The sequence below is a fragment of the Planotetraspora silvatica genome, assembly GCF_016863315.1.
Lineage (GTDB): Bacteria > Actinomycetota > Actinomycetes > Streptosporangiales > Streptosporangiaceae > Planotetraspora > Planotetraspora silvatica.
The window spans coordinates 75,153-93,433 of sequence record NZ_BOOQ01000030.1; the positions used below are offsets into that span (position 1 = coordinate 75,153).

Below are 18,281 nucleotides of genomic sequence, written 5' to 3' on the forward strand. Positions count from 1 at the left end.
GGATGCGCCGCGCCCCTCCTTCGCAGCGTCTTCGGAAAGTGGATATAACGCGTTTCGTACTTTGATCATGAGCTATACGGTTGTCGTCCGTGTATCGCCCCCTCCTTTACGCCGCGCTCGTGCCGGTATTGCTGATGACCGGCTGTACGGCCGAGACCTCCACCTCTCCCGAACCCGCCCCCCGTGCCGTCGTGTCCGCCACCGCGTCGCCGGCGGCGGCCGAGGACAAGTACGCCGTCTGGAACGCCGGGCGCTCCACGCCCGTCGTCGACCCGATCTACCCGAAGCGGGGCACCGACGCCCTGGACGTGTTGCATTACGACCTGTCGCTCGACTGGTCGCCGTCCAAGCGCGTCCTGACCGGCACGGCCACTCTGCAGGTCCGGCCGACGAAGGACGCGGCGTCCTTCAGCCTCGACTTCACGCCCTACGAAATCGACTCGCTGACCGTGGACGACGCCCCCGCCACCGGCAAGGTGACCGAGGAGAAGCTCACCGTCGCGACCCCCGTCACCGAGGACAAGCCGTTCACCCTCGTCGTGGGCTACCACGGCAAGCCGATGACGACCCCGATGCCGTCGAAGCGCAGTGACGCACATCCGCTCGGGCTCACCGTCGACCGGGACGGCGGTCTGTGGACGATGCAGGAGCCGTTCGGGGCCTTCACCTGGTATCCGGCGAACGACCAGCCGTCGGACGAGGCGCTGTACGACATCTCGGTGACGGTGCCGAAGGGCTGGTCCGGCATCGCCAGTGGCTCCCCCAAGGGGCGGGACGGCGACACCTTCCGCTACCAGAGCACCGATCCCGTGGCGTCCTACCTGACCACGCTCGCCGTCGGCAAGTACAAGAAGGCCGCCGCGAAAGGCCCGCACGGGCTGCCGCTGACCTACTGGTACCTGCCGCGGGACAAGCGTGCCCTCCCCGTTCTGAAGAAGTCCCCGAAGTACCTGGCCTGGCTGGAGAAGAAGTTCGGCCCCTATCCCTTCCCCAGCGGCGGCGTCGTCATGGTGGACTCCGACTCCGGGATGGAGACCCAGCAGATGATCACTCTGGGGTCCGCCGTGGCCAAGGAGGGAGCGGACGGACTGGAGTTGGACGTCCTGCACGAGTACTCCCATCACTGGTTCGGCGACACCGTCACCCCGGCCGACTGGACGGACGTGTGGCTGAACGAGGGCTGGGCGACGTACGCCCAGTTCCTCTACCAGAGCGAAAGGGACAAGATCCCGGACGCCTCCCTCGACGGCTGGTTCCGGCAGTCCGACGCGGCTCTGCGCAAGGAGTTCGGTCCGCCCGGTCACCCCAGGCCGTCGGAGTTCGCCGCGGGCAACGTCTACATCTGCGCGGCGGCGATGCTCCGCCAGTTGCACAACACCCTGGGCGACAAGAAGTTCTTCGCGCTCGCCCGCGCCTGGGCGCAGGACCACCGGAACACCCAGCAGACGCGGGCCTCCTTCACGGCCTTCGTCAACGAGCAGACCGGCCGGGACTTCACCGCCTTCATCGACGCCTGGCTGGACTCGCGGACCACACCACCGAAGTCATTGAAGGATCGACGCTAGGACCATCCGGCCGACGCCGCCCATGTGCGGGTCGGCCGAGCCGGCGGCGGGCTCACGCACTGCGCAATGACGGGCCCCGCCGCCGGGACATCCGGAGCCGGATTCGTCCGGAGTCCCGGCCGGGTTCGAGCACCACCTTCTCGGCCGCCTCCGGCACGAGGCGGAGGTCGTGGGTGATGAGGATGGTGGTGCGCCCGGTCATCAGCCTGCGGAGCGGTTCCATGATCCTTAACGCGGTCGGCTCGTCGAGCCCGGTCATCGGCTCGTCGAGGACCAGCACGGGAGCGTCCCGCAGGAGCGCGCGGGCGATGGCGATCCGCTGCCGCTGGCCGCCGGACAGCAGCCGCCCCCGCTGACCGATGGGCGTGTCGTAGCCGAGCGGAAGCGCCCGGATGAAGTCGTGCGCGCCGGCCGCGACCGCGGCCTCCACGATCTCGGCCTGGCCCGCTCCGGGCCGGCCGTAGGCGATGTTGTCGCGCGCCGTTCCGGAGAAGAGCAGGTTCTCCTGCTGGAGAAGGGTGATGCGGTCGCGCAGCACATGGCGCGGCAGATCGCGGATGTCCGTGCCGTCGAGCAGGATGCGCCCCGCGGTGGGGTCGTAGAACCGCATCAGCAGCTTGGCGACGGTCGACTTGCCCGCCCCGCTCGGGCCGGTGCACACGATCAGCTCGCCGGGCAGGGCGCTGAACGACAGCCCGCTCAGCGTCGGGCGGGTCCTGGTGGGATAGGTGAAGTCGACGTCGAGGAACTCGACGTGGCCCCGGGAACGGGGGGCGATGAGGTGGGCGTCACGCCGGTCGCTGACGGCGGGACGGGCCCGAAGCACCTCCATGATGCGGTCGGAGCCCGCGGCGGCCTCCGAGACGGTGAGCGCGATCTCCCCGAGTTGCTGGACCGCCGGATACAGGTAGGCCAGGTAGGCGGCGAAGGCCAGCAGCCCGCCGATGGTGAGCCTGCCCTCAGCGATCTCCCACGCCCCGACGCCGATGATCACGAGCAGGCAGCAGGTCTCGATCACCTGTGCGGCCGGGCCGTACAGGGAGGACAACCGCGCCTGGGAGAGATTGGCGAGCAGCCACCCACGGCCGGCCTCGTGAAGGCGCCGGGCCTCGGCGTCCTGGCGGTTGTAGCCCTGCACGAGCGACTGGTTCGACAGGGCCTCCTCGATGGTGCTGTTCATGAGGGCGTTGCTGTAGCGCTCACGCGCGGCCGCATGCCTGAAGCGCGCCGCGAACACCTTGGCCATCAGGAGGAACGCCGGCACCAGCGCGAATGTCACCAGCGCGAGGTCCCACCTGATGTAGATGGCGGCGGCGGCGAAGAAGACCGCGCTGATCATCGCGGTGATCAGCCGGATCAGGCCGGAGGCCACGAGTTCCTCGATGGCCTCGATGTCGTCGGTCAGCCGGGCCATCAGGTCGCCGAGCCGGCGGTTCTCGAAGAAGTCGGGAGTCAGCGTCTGGAGATGTTCGAACACGTTGTCGCGCAGTCGCAGCAGGAAGCGCTCCCCGACGACGGCTGCGCCGTAGGCGCCGGCGAACGACGCCGCGCCGGCGACGGCCGCGAGGCCGAGCCAGGCCATCGCGGGCGTCCAGAACGCGCCGAGGTCCTGGCGGCTGAGGACCTCGTCGGTGATGAGCCCGAAGAGCCGGATCGCGGCGACCTCGCAGGCCGCGGCCAGGATCGCCGCGGCGACGCTCACGGCCAGCAGCCAGCGCAGGCCATGGGTGTAGGGCCAGAACCGCCGAAAACTCGTACGGATGGAGACGAAGGGAGCGACGGAAAGAGCGTGCGCGCCTGGCGGGTCTTCCGGAGAACGTGTGAAGGAAGGGAGCCGACGGGTGACCCGCCGGCTCCTATCCGGTCGTGCCGGTGTGCTCACCACCACCAGCGCCTGCGCCAACGACGCCAGCGCCGCCGCCGACGTCGCCTGCAACAGCCCCAGCTCTCTGAATCAGATGAGCCGAGGTTCGTTGGGAAGATCTTTCCGATACCCATCGATCCCTCCCTTGGTCGGTTCCTCAGGTGGGTCTAATTCCGACAGTAACCCCATTCGGGAATAAATCACCCACAGGGGTGCGGGTGAGGGGACGCGTGGCCGGTTGACGCAGGTCAGCCGCCTGGAGCGGGCGCCGGGTCGGCAGCCGTCGGGACGATTCTCAGAGGCGCAGGACTCGTGCTGACTCCTGCCCGCCGCATTCCTTGAGGATTCTGTCCGCCTGCCGCAGGTAGTCGTCGCCGATCTGGTGGCGGGAGGTCTCGTGCAGTGCCCAGCCGAGATTGGCCAGCGTGTAGCCCCAGCAGTGCCGGTCGGCGAGCTCGCGGAAGACGGCGGCCGCTTTGTGCAGTCCGTGGATGGCCTCGTCGGGACGCTTCTTCATTCTCAGTATGTTCGCCAGGCCCGCGCGGATCGCGCCCTGGGTGTGGCGGTCGCCGGTCTCCTGGATGACGGCCTCGGCGCGGTCGCGCAGTTCATCGGTCCTCTCGGATGACGTGACGATCGCGAGGACGGGCATCTGAGCGTCTTCCCATCGCCCGCTGGAGGCCAAGGCGATGGCGAGGTCGATGAGGGCCCGGTCTCGTGCGCCACTCTGATCGCCGGTATCGCCCAGGGCCTTCACCGACCGTTGGAGGGCGTCGATGGCCGTGTCCAGTCTTCCCTCCTGGAGTACCAGCACCCCATACTCGGCGAGGGCGACGCCTTCGGCCTGCCGGTCGCCGATCGCCTTGGCCTCTTCTATCGCCCATGCCTTGCGTAACGCGGTGGCTCCGTCGTGGTTCGCCCATACGCGGTGTTCGGCGTTCCACTCGAAGCCCGGCGGAACGTGGTCGGCTGGTACGTCGCCGGAGATCGCGTAGTCACCCAGTTCGTCCACCCATTCGACGCGGGCCGCAGGCCGGCCGTCGACCAGGACCCGGGCCCCGATGCCGCGGACGAACTCATGAGACAGGAAGTACCGTCCGAGTCGCAGGATTGCCGCGTCTGGTTCGTCCCCCGCCATGTCCTGTTCTCCGGTGAACAGGTGCACCAGGTCGTGCAAGCGCCAGTGCTCCCGTTCCAGGGAACGATCCCGCACCACCTGCTGGAGCAGGTGCGCTCTCCTGAGTGCGAGCAGCGTTTCCCGGACTTCTGGATGCGGGGCGGCGGCCAACGCCATGACCGCGGGGGTGGACAAATATGGGTTGGCGGGGATGAACCGCCTCATCTCGCCGACCGAATGGCGGGGATTGACCGCCAGCAGGCGCAGCAGGCGCTTCTGCGGGTCCGTCAGCTTCGCGTAGGACAACGCGAGAGCGGCCCGGACGCCGCGCACCAGGGAGTCGCGGTACTCCAGGGTGTCCAGGCGCCGGTGCTCGTCGGCGAGCTGTCGTGCCAGGTCGGCCAGAGGGCGGGATCGGTCGAATCTCAGCAACGCCGCCACGATCTGAAGGGCGAGCGGCAGGTGCCCGCAGAGCTCGGCCAACCGGCGCTCCTGCTCCCGGTCGCCGGCGCCGGGTCCGCCGAGGAGCTCCACCGCGGCCGCGGTGGTCAGTACGTCGAGATCGACGTGCAGGGCGTTGCGCGGATTGTCGAGCGTGTGCCTGGAGGTCACCAGCACCCGGTGGCCCCCCGGCCCTGGGAGCAGCGGCAGTACCTGTCCGTCGGAGGATGCGCCGTCCAGCACGACGAGCACGGGGCCGCCGCGCTCGGCCAGCCGCGAGCGATACTGCGCCTGGCGTGCTTTCGCAGTGGGATGCGTGTCCTGCTCGGGCACATTGAGGTCACGCAGCACCATCCGGACGGCCTGGTCGCCGTCCATCGACTCGTCGGGGTCGTAGCCGCACAGGTCCACGAACAGCGTCCCGCCGGGGAACCAGCCGTTAGCCACGGCCGTGTGCGCCACTTCCGTCACCAGAGCGCTTTTGCCCACCCCGGCCATCCCGGCGACGAGTGCCACTGGAGGGCCGCCGCCGGCCGGGTCCAGCACGCTCAGGAGTTCGCCGACCTCCCGCTCCCGGCCTACGAGATCTCCGTCCTTGTCCGGCAGACCGCCATGAGGCCACGGCGAGCGGGATCGGCCGTCCTGCCCCGAGAGGATGGAACGGGCCTGCGCCCCAGTGACCTTTTCGCCGGTGAGGGCGGCTCGCCGCCGAGCCTCCACTTCATGCAGGTCGTGCAAGTGGTCGACGTTCAGCAGGTCCGCCACCTCGTCGTCGAGCACGCCTCGGCGGTGGGCCTCGGAACGGAGCCCCTCGATGACCTTCCGGAGGACGTCGAATCGTTGCGGGAAATGTCGGCCGGCCAGCCAATGGCCGATCGTGGTCGGCGAGACCTTCGCCCGCCGGGCCAGCTCCCTGTCCGCGGGCTCGCCTTCCAGCTTCCCGTCGCGAATTCCACCGGCCGCCCGCAGGGCATCGAAGAACGGACCGCCGGCCATCGCCGCTCCTGTCGTCTGTCCAGACGGGCATTTCGCTCATGCAGGATAAGACGACGACCTGGCCGGATGCGGGCAAGCTGTCCAAAGCCCATCAAAGGGGTGCTGGACACCGGGTTGGACGGCCACGCTCGACTGCGTCACCCCAAGGCGGGGAAATGCGGACGAGGAGAGGTCGCCGGCAGTGAGTGTGCTTCAGGTATTCGTATTGCTTCTGGCAATGTCGGTCGCGGTCAACTTCGGCTGTGTGGCCGCGTTCATCACGCTGCGTACCGGCGCGGGCTGGGCTCGTGCGGTCCTGACCGGCGGCGGGGCCACGGGCGCGACCCTGGTCGTCTTCTTCAGCGCCGTCGCGGCCTACAACGGGTGACGGCGGCGCGGCTTTCCGGGCGGACGGTCTCAGAAGGTTTCGGTGAGGGCGTTGAAACGGGACAACATGTCGGCCAGCAGCCGGACCTCGTCCTCCGGCCAGGTGTCGAGCAGCGCGCGGAAACGCTCCTGGCGGGCCCTCCGCGCGCGGTCGAGTCTCTGCTGTCCTTCGTCGGTGAGTTCGAGGAAGTGGGCGCGGCCGTCGACGGGATCGGGGGCGCGCTCGATCAGCCCGAGCATCTCGAGGACCTTCAGCTGGCGGCTGATGGTGGCCTTGCCGATGCCGTAGTAGGCGGCCAGGTCGCTGGGACGTGCCGGAGCGGCCTCGTGGATGCGGACGAGCAGCCCGTACGCGCCGGCGTCCAGTTCGGGGTGCACCGCGCGCCTCATCTCGGCGGACAGGGCGCGAGATCGCCGGAACAGGACGCCGAGCTGGTGCTCGACCGCCGAGTACGCTTCACGCCCCTCGACGGGGACCACCGCTGTCGTCTTGGTCATCTCGCTGTCACCCGCCTTTCTTCAGCAGTATCAGGGCACCCGGCGTGTTCCCGTGGCGCGGAACCGATCAGGCCTGCGGCTGGAGTTCCCCCTGGACCGCCTGGATGTCCAACTCGACCTTCAGAGTGGCTCCGATCAGTGAGATCCCCGCCTGCACCACCTGGTTGTAATTCATCGCGAAATCCTCGCGGCGCAACTCGGTGACGGCACGGAACGCGGCTCGCAGGCCACCCCACGGATCGGGGCTCGTGCCGAGGTAGCTCAGATCGAGGTCGACCGGCCGGGTGATGCCGCTCATGTTCAGGACACCATGCAGCGTCCACCGATCCGGGCCCGCGGGGGACAGCCCGGTGCTCCGGTAGGAGATCGTCGGATGCGGCCCGACGTCGAGGAAGTCCGCCGAGCGCAGGTGGTCGTCACGCGTGCCGTTGCCCGTGTTGATCGACGCGGCGTCGATCTCGGCCACGACGCTGGACGTGTCGGCGCTCGGGCCGATGTCGATCCGGCCGGAGAAGTCGGCGAACCGGCCCTGCACGCTGGACAGCCCGAGGTGTTGCGCGGTCGCCGCCACCTTGGAGTGGGCCGGGTCGATGGTCCACACCCCGGGCGGCGGGAGCTCCACGCCGCCCTGCCGCGTGAGTACGAGGGTGCCCAGCTCGGCGGTGCCGGAGGCGGTCGCGATCGCCGTCGAGGCGATGGGGGAGTACCCGACCGCGGTGACGACGACGGTGTAGACGCCGGCCGCGAGAGGGCCGGTCAGCACCGCCCCGTCGTCGTCCGCCTCGGCACGTACGACCTGATGGCCGGACATGTCGGTCACGGTGACGACCGCGTGCTGTACCGCCCAGCCGTCTTTCGTCCGCAAGAGGGCGTGCAGGCCGCGCCGCCCCGCGCTCTCGGAGGTCTGCGGGCTGGTGTACATGCTGTTCCTGCTTTCACTGCTCGTCGGGCGGCGTCCGCCATGCCGGGCGCCTCTTCCGAGGCCGCCCGGCATCCCCCCTCGCCGGCCCGTCGAGGGCCCGGCCGGTCTTCTCCTCGCCCCTCGCCGCCAGGCTCCGTTCCCGGCCGTGGCGGCGTAGGGCCCCGCAGGGCCGCTCCCTCTCCGGGGACGCGGCCCCGGCGTCACTCGGGGTGTCCGAGCACGAGATCGTGTTCGTCGTCGCCCTGCCCGGTCAGGTTGAGGGCGCTCGCCACGGGCGGGTACCCGGTGGCGATGAGGGTGTACTGACCATCCGTGAGGTCGGCGAAGGCGTACTCTCCGTCCTCACCGGTCGTCGCCGTGCCGACGACGTTGCCCCCGGAGTCGAGCAGCGTGACCCTGGCGTCGGCGAGTGGGCCGCCGCCGCCCTTGCCCCGGACCGTGCCCCGGACGTGGGCGCCGGGCCGCAGTTCGATGTCCTGCCTCGTCTGGCCGGTCCCGACCTCGACCGGCACCGCGGCCGGACGGTGCGCGGCGGCGCTGACCGCGAGCGTGTAGGTCCCCGCGACGACTCCCACGAAGCCGAAGGCGCCGTCCGAGTCGGTCACCGCCGTGGTGACCACCTCGCCGCGCACGTCCGTCACGATGACCATCGCCTGGGCCACCGGCGCGCCCTCCGCGTCGCGCACGGTCCCGGAGAGCTTCCCCGAGCCCGCGAGCACCAGGTCGAAGTCCAGCGGCTGGTCGCCCACGACGACGGTCGCGACCTGAGGGTCGTAATCGCTGGCGGAGGCGATCAGGACGTACGTGCCACTGCCGGGCGTCCACATGCTGTACCCGCCGTCCGGCGTGGTGACCGCGCGCCCGAGTTGGTGACCCCGCACATCGATCAGAGTGAGGGTGGCGTGGCTCATCGGCGTGCCGTCCGCGCCGCGGACGAAGCCGCGGATTCCGCTGCCGGCCCCGGTTTCGCCGGCGCCCGCCGAGGCGTACGCCGCGTGCTGTGCCGCTGTCCGGGCCTCTGCCGGTGCGCCGGCCAGGCCGTTGGGCCCTCCCTGGGCGCCGGCGCCGACGGACACCAGTTCCTGCGTGTCGCGGTGCGCGTGCCGGCCGGGCGCCGAGCCGTTCGCCGCCGGCGCGTCCGCGCCCGCGCCCGCGGGAAGTTGCTCGGAACCGGAGCTACGGAGGGGGACCTCCTTGATGAAGAGGATGGCGATCAGCGCCAGCAGCGCGCTCGGCGCCGCGTACAGGAACACGTCGCCGACGCCGTGGCCGTACGCGCTCTGGACCACCGCCCGGATGGGGGCGGGCAGCGCGGACAGCCGGGGAACGGCACCCTCGCTCAGAGTGTTGTGGATCCCCAACCTTGTGAGGCCCTCGTTCAGGTAGTCCGTGATCCGGTGGCCCAGCACGGCTCCGAGAGCCGAGACGCCGATCGCGCCGCCGAGCGTACGGAAGAACGCGACGACCGAACTGGCCGCCCCGAGGTCCGCGGAGCTCACCTGGTTCTGGACGGACAGGACGAGGTTCTGCATGGTCAGGCCGACGCCGATGCCGATGGCGACCATGTAGACGGCCAGGAGCCAGTAGTCGGTGTCGTACCGCAACGTTCCCATGAGCCCGAATCCGGCGGTGAGGAACAGGCCGCCGATGACCAGGAAGATCTTCCAGCGGCCGGTGCGGGTGATGATCTGCCCGGCTGCGGTCGACGACACGGCAAGACCGAGGATCAGCGGCAGGGTCATGAGCCCCGCCTTCGTCGGCGTCTCACCACGCGCCAGCTGGAAGTACTGGCTGAGGAAGGTGGTCGCACCGAACAGGGCGACACCGACCAGCAGGCTGGACACGACGGCCAGGCTGATCGCGCTCTTGCGGAACAGCCGCAGCGGCACGACCGGCTCTCGGGCCTTCCTCTCCACGAGCAGGAAGAGCAGCGCCAGCACCACTGCGCCGCCGACCATCACGCCGGACTGCCAGGACAGCCAGTCGTACTTGTTCCCGGCGAAGGAGACCCAGATCAGGAGCAGGGACACCGAGGCGACGATCAGCACCGCGCCGGTCCAGTCGATCTTGACCTCCCGCTTGTGCACGGGGAGGCGGAGCGTCCTCTGCAGGACGATCAGCGCGACGATGGCGAACGGCACGCCGACGTAGAAGCACCACCGCCAGCCCAGCCAGGAGGTGTCCACGATCACGCCGCCGATGAGCGGGCCGCCGATGGTGGCGAGGGCGAAGACCGCGCCGAGGTAGCCCGAGTAGCGGCCGCGTTCACGCGGCGAGATCATCACCGCCATGATCACCTGAGTGAGGGCGGTGAGACCGCCGGCGCCGATGCCCTGGACGACCCGGGCCGCCAAGAGCATCCCGGGGTCCTGTGAGAGCCCCGCGATCGCCGAGCCGACCACGAAGATGATCAGGCTCAGCTGGACGAGTAACTTCTTGCTGATCAGGTCGGCGAGCTTGCCCCACAGAGGCGTGGAGATCGTGGTCGCGAGCAGGTCCGTGGTGATCACCCAGGTGTAGGTGGTCTCACTCGCGTGCAGATCGGCGATGATCGTGGGCAGTGCGTTCGACACGACGGTCGCTGCCAGGATCGCCACGAACAGGCCGAGCAGCAGTCCCGACAGCGCCTCCAGGATCTGCCGGTGCGACATCGGAGCAGAATGCAGATCCCGCGCCTCGGCCGGTACTGCGGTTGTCATCTAAGTCCTTTCACTGTCCGAGCCGCGCGGTGGGGTGCGGGAGGCGCGCGCGGCGGGGAGTTCGGCGATCTCCTCGTCGGGTCATCGAGGGGCTCGGCGAGGCGGTACGGGGAAAACAGCTGTCGGCAGCTCTCAGACGCCAATGGGGTGGGTTTCATCTGGTTGCCGAGGGCAACTATATGTGAATGCCTGAGGCAACCTGTATGGGGGGTATGGCGCTTATGTCCGATCTCCCCGCGCGCTGATCGGCCCGAGGGGTTCGGCGCGGCCGATTCAGCGCCACTTCAGGGTGGTGACGCCCCAGAGTTCGGCGATCCTGCCGTCGGCGACGCGCATCATCTCCATCAGGACGGCCGGTTCCCGCCGGTCGGGTGAGGCGTACACGCTGGACCGGACCCCGTCGAAGTCGGCGATCGTCGAGGCGCTGCTGGCCGAGCCGCTCGACGCGTACGCCCGGCTGGCCGGTCCTGACAGCGCGGACCGTCCGGCGGCTGAATTGCTCGCGGCGGTGGTCGACACGACCGTGGAGCTGCACGGGCTGGTGGACGTGATCGGCAACGACCCCTCGTTGCAGTCCGCCCGTGGCGCCCTCGTGACCCGCTCGCGTGAGATCAACGAGGCAATCGTCGTCGTCCTGGCAGGCGACGGGCCGGGCCGTCCGGGTGAGGTCCGGGCGCAGGCGGCCTACGCGGTCGTGAAGAACGGAACGCTGGCCCTGCTCACGTCGAACGGGGGCAGCCTGCCGGCGGCGGACCGCTCCCAGTTGCTCGCCGCCGCGTTGCGGGCCCTCGGCGGCTCCGCGAGCTGATCGCGCGGCCCCCGGATGACCGGCCTGTCGGTCAGCGGGTGCCGGTGATGAGCCGTTCGCGGTCGAACACCGCGGAGACGATCCGCCAGCCGAGGCCGTCGAGCAACAGCAGCGCCGCCACGAGGGCGAGGGCACGGCCGGGCGTCGGGTGGATCACGTCGAACGCGATGAGGGATGTCAGCGCGACCGTCGGGAGACCGGCGAGCAGGCCGAGTTGCTGGGAGACCCTGACGTCGGTGAACTTCGCGGAGATGCCCATGCCGGCCCAGATCGACCAGGTGGCGATCAGCGGCGTGAAGAGCACCTGAGCGAGGATCTGCGGCCACTGCAGCAGCGCTGAGGCCACGGCCGGATCCGCGAAGAGCTCGACGCAGGCGATGAAGACCGCATAGACCGCGTACGCCACCGCGGCCGACGGGAGGAGCGAGGCCAGCGCCTTGCCCAGCAGAAGCTCCTCGCGGCGTATCGGTGTGGTGAGCAGCGGCTCGAGGGTGCCCTGCTGGCGCTCGCCTGCCACCGCGTACGCGGCGATCAGCACGGGCACGAGCGCCGGGATGCCCAGCAGATACAGCAGGACATGCTCGTGCGCCAGCGGGCCTGCGGAAGAGGCGGTCAGGCCTAAGACCACGACGAGCGGCTGGACGAGGAAGATCAGTGGAATGATCGCCATCGTCACGACGATGGAGGGCGTGCGGCGGTACTCTCGCAGCTCTTTGCGGACGATGGCCCGGATGCGCCTGCTGCTCATGCTCATCTGCGCCCCGCCTGTTCGTCGGCGGGGGTGTCGGTGCCGACCAGTTCGAGGTAGACGTCCTGGAGCGAGTGGTGCAACGAGCTGATCGACAGAACGTCGGCGCCGGCGCCCACCAGGGCGCGGGTGGCGGCCGGCGCGGCGACCGCCGGGTCGCTGACCGCCAATATGTAGCCGCAGCTGCCGTCCGGGTGCCAGCCGTCGACGGCCGGGAGGTCGGCGAAGATGTGATCGGGGTCGGGCAGCGGGGCAAGGGTGGTGACCGTGAGGGACTTGGCGAACAGTTGATCGCGCAACTCGCCGGGCCGGCCGATCGTCCGCAGCGTGGTGTTCAAGATTGCGACGCGGTCGCAGAGTCGCTCGGCCTCCTCCAGGCGATGCGTGGTGAGGAAGATGGTCACGCCCCGCCGGCGGAGCCGGTCGATCAGCTCGTGGACGGCTCGGGTGGCGACCGGATCCAGGCCCGCGGTCGGCTCGTCGAGGAAGAGTATCTGCGGGTCGCTGAGCAGCGCCCTGGCCAATGCGACACGCTGACGCAGGCCCTTGGACAACGAGGCGCAGACGTCATCTGCCCGATCGGCCAGGTCGACGGTCCGGAGTGCGCGCGCGATGCGTTCGCGCGGGTCGGGTGTCCGGTAGAGGTCGGCGAAACACTCGAGGTTTTCCGCCACGCTCAGGCGCAGGTACAGGCCCGGCGACTCGGGCATGATCGAAATTCGCCGGCGGATCCGCTCCGCGTTCTGCGGCACGAGCGGGATGCCGGCGATCTCCGCCGACCCCGACGTCGGCGTGATGAGCGTGCCGAGCGTCCGTACCGTCGTCGTTTTCCCCGCGCCGTTGGGCCCGAGGAACCCGAAGACCTCGCCGCGGCCGACCTCGAACGACACGTCCTCGAAGGCGACGCGGTTCCCGAAGCGCTTGCTCAGACCGTGGACGGACAGCGCTGGGCCGCCCCTGCCGTGGTCCTGGTCGTCCATGTGTGCCGCCCTTTCGTCGACGGGCCCGCACCGGGGTTCAAAAAAGTGATATCACTTTGATATTCGTGATGTCAATGAATGCACGGCCCGCTCCCACGATGGCGAGATCTCCATGCCGTGCGATCCGCGCATGCGCAGGCACTCCAACCGGGGCGATCTCAGTCGATGAGTCGGCGCTCCCACGCCCACGCCGCGATCTCCACCCGGTTGCGGGCGCCCAGCTTCATGTGCACGCTGCCCAGATGCGTCTTCACGGTGCCGACGGCGATGAACAGCCGCTCGGCGATCTCGGCGTTGGTCAGGCCCCGGGCGGCCAGCTTCACCACGTCGAGCTCTCGTGGCGACAGGCCCGCGTCGTCGCGCGCCGGGGCGGGGGGACTGAGGTGCTGCAGCAGCCGTACCGTGATCGAGGGACTGATCAGGGCGTCGCCGGACACCGCGGCCCGCACCGCCTCCACCAGCAACGCCGGGCCGGAGTCCTTCAGCAGGAACCCGCACGCACCGGTGCTCAGCGCTGTGTGCACGTATTCGTCCAGGTCGAAGGTGGTCACCACGACCACCTTGATCGGATCGGCGACGCCCTTGCCCGCCAGCAGCCGGAGCGCCTCCAGACCGTCCATCCGGGGCATGCGGATGTCCAGCAGCGCCACGTCCGGCCGGAGTCGCCGGGCCAGGGCGACCGCTGCCACGCCGTCCGCCGCCTCGCCGACCAGTTTCATGTCCGGCTGGCTGTCGATGATCATTCCGAAGCCGGTCCGGACCATCGCCTGATCGTCGGCGACCATCACGCGAATCACCGCGCCACCTCCTGATTGAGCGGCAGCGCCGCGTCGACCACCCAGCCGCGATCGATCCCGGGCCCGGCGTCGATCCGGCCGCCGAGGGTCCTGACCCGCTCGGCCAGGCCGATCAGACCGTACCGGTGCTGCCCTCGTGGCGCGGTGGCGCGCGGCGCGGCGCAGATGCGACCCGGTAACGCGGGCAGTGGGCGGATGCCACCAAGGGCGTATGCATCGTCCTCGTGGTTTTGTGGCACGTCGTCGTCAAGCACTACCTGCAGATCAGCTGGCATATCGGGGTGCCCGTCCCCAGCGCGTGGGGAACGCTGGGCGAGCAACTCCTGCCGCTCCGAATGCCGGTGTTCTTCACCATCTCCGGAGTATTCGCGGCGAACGCTGTGAAACGACCGTGGCGGGTGCTCGGCAGGTCCCGGATCGCCGAATTCTCCTACCTGTACGCCGTCTGGTTGCTCATCCATACCGCGATCCTGGCCGCGGTCCCGGATTTCCGCACCGACCACGCCGATTCTGTGCTCGATCTGGTGGAACAGCTCACGATCACCCCCTCCAACCTGTGGTACCTGTATGCTCTCGCGCTCTATTTCGCGTTCGCCAAGGCCGTACGACAGGTGCCGCGGCCGGTGATACTCGCCGCCGCCGCGGTCCTGTCCGTGATCACGGCGGCGGGCGTGCTCGCCACCCCGGGCGACCGTGGCGGTTTCTACCAGAACCTGGTGTTCTTCCTCGGCGGTCTGTACCTCAAGCCCTACGTCGAGCGGTGGGCGGCGACCGCGACGAACCGCCGCCTGATTCTGACCTTCGTCGTGTACGCCGCGGCTCTGACGGCCATGGCCGCAGCCGGTGCCCAGCGCTGGGCCGGGGTGTGGCTGGTCGTGTCCGTCACGGCGGTGGCCTTCGGCATCACCGCCGCCGCGCGACTGAGCCGGTGGCGGGCGGTGGGTGACGCGCTCGCCGCCCTCGGACGCCGAACGTTGCCGATCTACGTCATCCACATGCCGCTGCTGGCTCTGTTGCACCGGTTCCTCGTCGGCCCGATGTCGGGCCTGGGCGGAGACGGCCAGGCGTTCATGGCGGCGGGCTACCCGATCGTGCTGACCGCCGTGGTGATGAGCCTGAGCCTTGCGATCCACCACGGACTCGTGGCGATACACGCGACGTGGTTGTTCGAACCACCTGGGGCGCGGAGGCGGCAGGCGGCGCTCACAGCCGGGTCTGAGAATGGCTCTCACTGTTAAGAAGTCCACGGATCTGACGTGCGGCTATGCCGACGCGCCGGCCGCCCTGAGCCGCCGCAGGGTCCAGCCGCGGCCCGCCGGGTCGAGATGCCTGGTGGCCTCGGCGAAGAGCTCGGCCGCCTGGCGGTAGGACAGCCGCCCCCGCCCGGTGACGGGGCAGCGGTCGCGGGCCGCCGTCCCCGCCGCCGCCCGCCGGCTCGCCAGGAACACCGGCCCCGTCGTACGGCCCGCCAGGAGCAGGGGGAGCAAGCGGGCCGAGCCGGCTCGCCAGCGGATGCCCGGCTCTTTGCGCACCCGTCGTCTGATCAGGTCGAGGTCGTCGGCGTTCAGGGCGAGCACACGCTCGATGGGGGCCGTCGTCTCGTACAGCAGGCGCCGGCATGTCTGCTCGCGGAGCGGCGCCGGGAGGGCGAAGACCTCTGCCACCTGCTCCGGCGTCAGTGTGGAGGGCGCGGAAGACGGCATGGCAGGCGGGCGGAGCCCGTCCAGCGGGTCCGCGTCGATCCAGCCGCGCGTCCGCCACCAGGAGATCGCGCCGCGCAGGATGGACAACTCCCTGCTGACGGTGCGCGGGTCGGCCGTGGCGGCCCGCCGTACGAGGGCGTCTTCCAGCCGCCCCGCGGCGCCGGAGGCGTCGAGCAGGGCCATGGGCACGATCGGCGCGACGGCCCCCCGGCGCGCCCTCCCGTTCGGCGGCGTTCTCGCGACGAGCGCCCACGCCCACGTGGCCAGGGCGATGCGGTAGACGCGGCGGGACGCCTCACTCAGGCGCAGCGCAGCGAGGTAGTGCTCGACCGCCACCGCGTATTCGACGGGGGCCGGGGGCGACGTCATCCGTGACTCTTTCCGCAGTAAACAGCCGAGCTCGGCGGAGTCGTGGTGAGTATAACTCCCCAGTTCCCACCGGCCATTCAGGCGCCCACAGCCCTATGCAGTAAAGGGACTCAACCTTGTTGAGCCGAAAATCTTGAACGATCGCCCGCGACCCCGCAGGGTGATGAGACATGGCGAGGACACGGCGGCTGGCCGCTCTGGCGCATCACGACCTGAGGCTGTTCTTCATCGGGGAGTCGGCGTCGTTGCTGGGATCGTCGATGGCGACGGTCGCGGTGACCTTCGCCGTGCTCGACGGTGGAGGGACCGGGGCGGATCTCGGCTACGTGATGGCGGCGCGGATCGTGCCCATGGTGGTCCTGATGCTCGTGGGCGGCGCGGTCGCCGACCGGTTCGGCCCCCGCCGGGTCATGGTCGCCTCCGACGTGCTGCGCTGCGCCGTGCAGGCCGTACTGGCCGTGCTGCTCCTGACCGGACGGCCCGCCGTCTGGACGTTCGTGGCGCTGCTCGCGATGTGGGGAGCGGGCGAGTCGTTCTACGCCCCCGCGCGCGGCGCGCTCATCCCGGAGATCGCGGCCGGGGGCGAGCCGTACGAGGGCAAGCTGCGCGACGCCAACGCGCTGGCCGGCATGGCCGGGTCGCTGGCGTCCGTCGCGGGGCCGGCGCTCGCCGGGATCGCCGTGGCGGCGGCCGGATCCGGCGCGGTCGTCGCGGTCGACGCGCTCACCTACGTGGTCAGCGCCGTCGCTCTCCTCGCCCTGCGCGTCCAGGACCGGCCCTCCCGGCCGGCGGGGCGCGGGGGAGGGGCGGCGTTGCTCGAAGGCTGGGCGCAGTTCCGGTCGAGGACCTGGTTGTGGGTGACGACGTTGCAGTTCACGCTGTTCAACCTGCTCGTGTGGGCGCCGTTCCTCGTGCTCGGACCGGTCGTGGCGCACGAGCGTCTCGGCGGCGCCCGTGACTGGGGGCTGATCATGGCGTTCTACGGCTCGGGCGCGGTCGTGGGCGGCCTGGCGTCGCTGGGCGGCCGGACCCCGCGCCGGCCGCTCGTCGTCGCGACGATCGCCACGGCGGGCTGGGCGTTACCCTCGGGCGCCATCGCCGCAGGCCTCCCGGTGATGCCCGTGGCCGGTGCCGCGTTCGGCGCCGGGATCGGCTCGGCGGTCTGCGGGATGCTCTACGCGACCACCAACCAGCGGCACATGCCGGCCGAGGTCATGGCCCGGATCACCTCCCTCACCACCGTGGGGGCGTTCGCCCTCGGGCCGCTCGGCCTGGCCGCGGCGGGGCCGGTGGCCACCCTGGCCGGGACGGCGGCCGTGCTGGGGTTCGGGGCGATCTGGCAGATCACCACCGGCCTGGCCGTGCTCGCCGTACCGGACGTGCGGAGGCTCGGATGAGGTCAGAAGCCCTCAGGGGCGTGGGGCACGTAGTGCTCCTCGAGCCGGCCGAGTTCGTCGGCGTCGAGCCGCAGGTCGACCGAGGCGATCGCATCGGTGAGATGCTCGATCTTCGTCACGCCGACGATGGGGGCCGTGACCGACGGTTGATGGTGCAGCCAGGCCAGCGCGACCTGGGCGCGGGGAACTCCCCGCTCCTTGGCGACGGCGCCGACCGCGTCGGCGATTCTCCGGTCGGACTCCTCCGCCTGCCGGTACAGCCTGCCGCCGAACGCGTCGTTCTGGCTCCGATTCGTCGTGGCGTCCCAGTCACGGGTGAGACGTCCCCGTGCCAGCGGGCTCCACGGCAGCACTCCGACGCCCTGATCGAGACAGAACGGAAGCATCTCCCGCTCCTCTTCTCGCATGAGCAGGTTGTACTGGTCCTGCATCGACACGAACCGGGTCCAGCCGTTGAGGTCGGCGATGTACTGCGCCTGCGCGAACTGCCAGGTCCACATCGACGAGGCGCCGATGTAGCGGACCTTGCCGGCTCGGATGAGGTCGTGCAGCGCCTCCATCGTCTCCTCGATCGGCACATTCGGGTCGTACCGGTGGATCTGGTAAAGATCGATGTAGTCCGTGTTCAGCCGCCGCAGGCTCTCGTCGACCTGGGTGAGGATCGCGGCCCGCGACAGGCCGCGGCCCTTCGGCCCAGGCCCCATCCGGCCGTGGACCTTCGTGGCGATGACCACCTCGTCGCGCTTGGCGAATTCACCCAGCAGGCGTCCGGTGATCTCCTCACTGGCCCCCGCCGAGTAGACGTTGGCGGTGTCAAAGGTGGTGATGCCGGCCTCGATCGCCCGCTGGACGAAGGGCCTGGCCTCGTCGAGGCCGAATGACCAGCTGTGGGTGCCCCGATCCGGATCGCCGAAGCTCATGCATCCGAGCACCACCTGTGAAACCTCCAGCCCCGAGGTTCCCAAACGAACGTATTCCATCAGTGCGCTCCCATCTCGATGTCCTACTTCG

General features: G+C 70.0%; 16 protein-coding genes. 5 read left to right on the forward strand and 11 right to left on the reverse strand.

Annotation, left to right across the window (positions count from 1 at the left end; all coding sequences use genetic code 11):
* Window positions 1-89: 89 nt before the first annotated feature.
* Entirely contained in the window at window positions 90-1,565 is a 1,476-nt protein-coding gene (locus tag Psi02_RS22850; RefSeq protein WP_203977373.1) for a M1 family metallopeptidase, read from the forward strand.
* Window positions 1,566-1,617: 52 nt separating this feature from the next.
* Here Psi02_RS22850 and Psi02_RS22855 read toward each other — a convergent pair whose 3' ends face one another.
* Together Psi02_RS22855 and Psi02_RS22860 are read right to left on the reverse strand one after the other, a co-directional pair.
* Window positions 1,618-3,501, reverse strand: a complete 1,884-nt coding sequence (locus Psi02_RS22855; RefSeq protein ID WP_203977376.1) for an ABC transporter ATP-binding protein — start codon at window positions 3,499-3,501, stop codon at window positions 1,618-1,620.
* Between the two features lie 223 nt (window positions 3,502-3,724).
* Complete coding sequence (locus tag Psi02_RS22860) at window positions 3,725-5,983, reverse strand: ATP-binding protein (RefSeq protein WP_203977378.1); 2,259 nt, start codon at window positions 5,981-5,983, stop codon at window positions 3,725-3,727.
* 217 nt (window positions 5,984-6,200) lie between these two features.
* On the opposite strand from Psi02_RS22860, the gene Psi02_RS22865 reads away from it, so the two are divergent.
* Window positions 6,201-6,350, forward strand: coding sequence for a hypothetical protein (locus tag Psi02_RS22865; protein WP_203977380.1), 150 nt, complete (start codon window positions 6,201-6,203; stop codon window positions 6,348-6,350).
* 29 nt (window positions 6,351-6,379) lie between these two features.
* On the opposite strand, the gene Psi02_RS22870 is transcribed toward Psi02_RS22865, so the two are convergent.
* From Psi02_RS22870 to Psi02_RS22880, 3 genes are all read right to left on the reverse strand, one after another.
* The gene (locus tag Psi02_RS22870; protein ID WP_203977382.1) at window positions 6,380-6,847 is read right to left on the reverse strand and encodes a MarR family winged helix-turn-helix transcriptional regulator; all 468 of its coding nucleotides are present in this window, start codon (window positions 6,845-6,847) and stop codon (window positions 6,380-6,382) included.
* A gap of 67 nt (window positions 6,848-6,914) precedes the next feature.
* On the reverse strand, window positions 6,915-7,769 hold the full coding sequence (locus Psi02_RS22875) for a YceI family protein (protein WP_203977383.1): 855 nt from the start codon (window positions 7,767-7,769) through the stop codon (window positions 6,915-6,917).
* A gap of 200 nt (window positions 7,770-7,969) precedes the next feature.
* Complete coding sequence (locus tag Psi02_RS22880) at window positions 7,970-10,420, reverse strand: MFS transporter (RefSeq protein ID WP_239095085.1); 2,451 nt, start codon at window positions 10,418-10,420, stop codon at window positions 7,970-7,972.
* A gap of 340 nt (window positions 10,421-10,760) precedes the next feature.
* Here Psi02_RS22880 and Psi02_RS22885 point away from each other — a divergent pair, with 340 nt between their 5' ends.
* Window positions 10,761-11,276 carry a hypothetical protein gene (locus tag Psi02_RS22885; RefSeq protein ID WP_203977387.1) on the forward strand — a complete coding sequence of 172 codons (516 nt, stop codon included), beginning with the start codon at window positions 10,761-10,763 and terminating at the stop codon, window positions 11,274-11,276.
* A gap of 31 nt (window positions 11,277-11,307) precedes the next feature.
* Here Psi02_RS22885 and Psi02_RS22890 read toward each other — a convergent pair whose 3' ends face one another.
* From Psi02_RS22890 to Psi02_RS22905, 4 genes are all read right to left on the reverse strand, one after another.
* Entirely contained in the window at window positions 11,308-12,030 is a 723-nt protein-coding gene (locus Psi02_RS22890) for an ABC transporter permease subunit (RefSeq protein WP_203977389.1), read from the reverse strand.
* Window positions 12,027-13,004, reverse strand: coding sequence for an ABC transporter ATP-binding protein (locus tag Psi02_RS22895; protein ID WP_203977391.1), 978 nt, complete (start codon window positions 13,002-13,004; stop codon window positions 12,027-12,029). The genes Psi02_RS22890 and Psi02_RS22895 overlap by 4 nt, the downstream gene beginning before the upstream one ends.
* A gap of 158 nt (window positions 13,005-13,162) precedes the next feature.
* On the reverse strand, window positions 13,163-13,789 hold the full coding sequence (locus Psi02_RS22900; protein WP_203977604.1) for a response regulator: 627 nt from the start codon (window positions 13,787-13,789) through the stop codon (window positions 13,163-13,165).
* Window positions 13,790-13,797: 8 nt separating this feature from the next.
* Complete coding sequence (locus tag Psi02_RS22905; RefSeq protein WP_203977408.1) at window positions 13,798-14,055, reverse strand: ATP-binding protein; 258 nt, start codon at window positions 14,053-14,055, stop codon at window positions 13,798-13,800.
* Between Psi02_RS22905 and Psi02_RS22910 the strand changes: the two genes are divergently transcribed.
* Window positions 14,026-15,039, forward strand: a complete 1,014-nt coding sequence (locus Psi02_RS22910; RefSeq protein WP_203977410.1) for an acyltransferase family protein — start codon at window positions 14,026-14,028, stop codon at window positions 15,037-15,039. The genes Psi02_RS22905 and Psi02_RS22910 overlap by 30 nt on opposite strands.
* Window positions 15,040-15,063: 24 nt before the next feature.
* On the opposite strand, the gene Psi02_RS22915 is transcribed toward Psi02_RS22910, so the two are convergent.
* On the reverse strand, window positions 15,064-15,873 hold the full coding sequence (locus Psi02_RS22915; RefSeq protein WP_203977412.1) for a site-specific recombinase: 810 nt from the start codon (window positions 15,871-15,873) through the stop codon (window positions 15,064-15,066).
* Window positions 15,874-16,043: 170 nt separating this feature from the next.
* Between Psi02_RS22915 and Psi02_RS22920 the strand changes: the two genes are divergently transcribed.
* The gene (locus Psi02_RS22920) at window positions 16,044-17,270 is read left to right on the forward strand and encodes an MFS transporter (RefSeq protein ID WP_203977414.1); all 1,227 of its coding nucleotides are present in this window, start codon (window positions 16,044-16,046) and stop codon (window positions 17,268-17,270) included.
* 2 nt (window positions 17,271-17,272) lie between these two features.
* Here Psi02_RS22920 and Psi02_RS22925 read toward each other — a convergent pair whose 3' ends face one another.
* Window positions 17,273-18,250 carry an aldo/keto reductase gene (locus Psi02_RS22925; protein ID WP_203977416.1) on the reverse strand — a complete coding sequence of 326 codons (978 nt, stop codon included), beginning with the start codon at window positions 18,248-18,250 and terminating at the stop codon, window positions 17,273-17,275.
* Between the last annotated feature and the right edge of the window lie 31 nt (window positions 18,251-18,281).

Bases quoted from the DNA above. Each gene is read 5' to 3' on its own strand.
- Psi02_RS22860 (WP_203977378.1), bottom strand. From the start codon at position 5,983: ATGGCCGGCGGTCCGTTCTTCGATGCCCTGCGGGCGGCCGGTGGAATT.
- Psi02_RS22875 (WP_203977383.1), bottom strand. From the start codon at position 7,769: ATGTACACCAGCCCGCAGACCTCCGAGAGCGCGGGGCGGCGCGGCCTG.
- Psi02_RS22920 (WP_203977414.1), top strand. From the start codon at position 16,044: ATGGCGAGGACACGGCGGCTGGCCGCTCTGGCGCATCACGACCTGAGG.
- Psi02_RS22865 (WP_203977380.1), top strand. From the start codon at position 6,201: ATGTCGGTCGCGGTCAACTTCGGCTGTGTGGCCGCGTTCATCACGCTG.
- Psi02_RS22900 (WP_203977604.1), bottom strand. From the start codon at position 13,789: ATGGTCGCCGACGATCAGGCGATGGTCCGGACCGGCTTCGGAATGATC.
- Psi02_RS22915 (WP_203977412.1), bottom strand. From the start codon at position 15,873: ATGACGTCGCCCCCGGCCCCCGTCGAATACGCGGTGGCGGTCGAGCAC.
- Psi02_RS22895 (WP_203977391.1), bottom strand. From the start codon at position 13,004: ATGGACGACCAGGACCACGGCAGGGGCGGCCCAGCGCTGTCCGTCCAC.
- Psi02_RS22890 (WP_203977389.1), bottom strand. From the start codon at position 12,030: ATGAGCATGAGCAGCAGGCGCATCCGGGCCATCGTCCGCAAAGAGCTG.
- Psi02_RS22880 (WP_239095085.1), bottom strand. From the start codon at position 10,420: ATGTCGCACCGGCAGATCCTGGAGGCGCTGTCGGGACTGCTGCTCGGC.
- Psi02_RS22870 (WP_203977382.1), bottom strand. From the start codon at position 6,847: ATGACCAAGACGACAGCGGTGGTCCCCGTCGAGGGGCGTGAAGCGTAC.
- Psi02_RS22925 (WP_203977416.1), bottom strand. From the start codon at position 18,250: ATGGAATACGTTCGTTTGGGAACCTCGGGGCTGGAGGTTTCACAGGTG.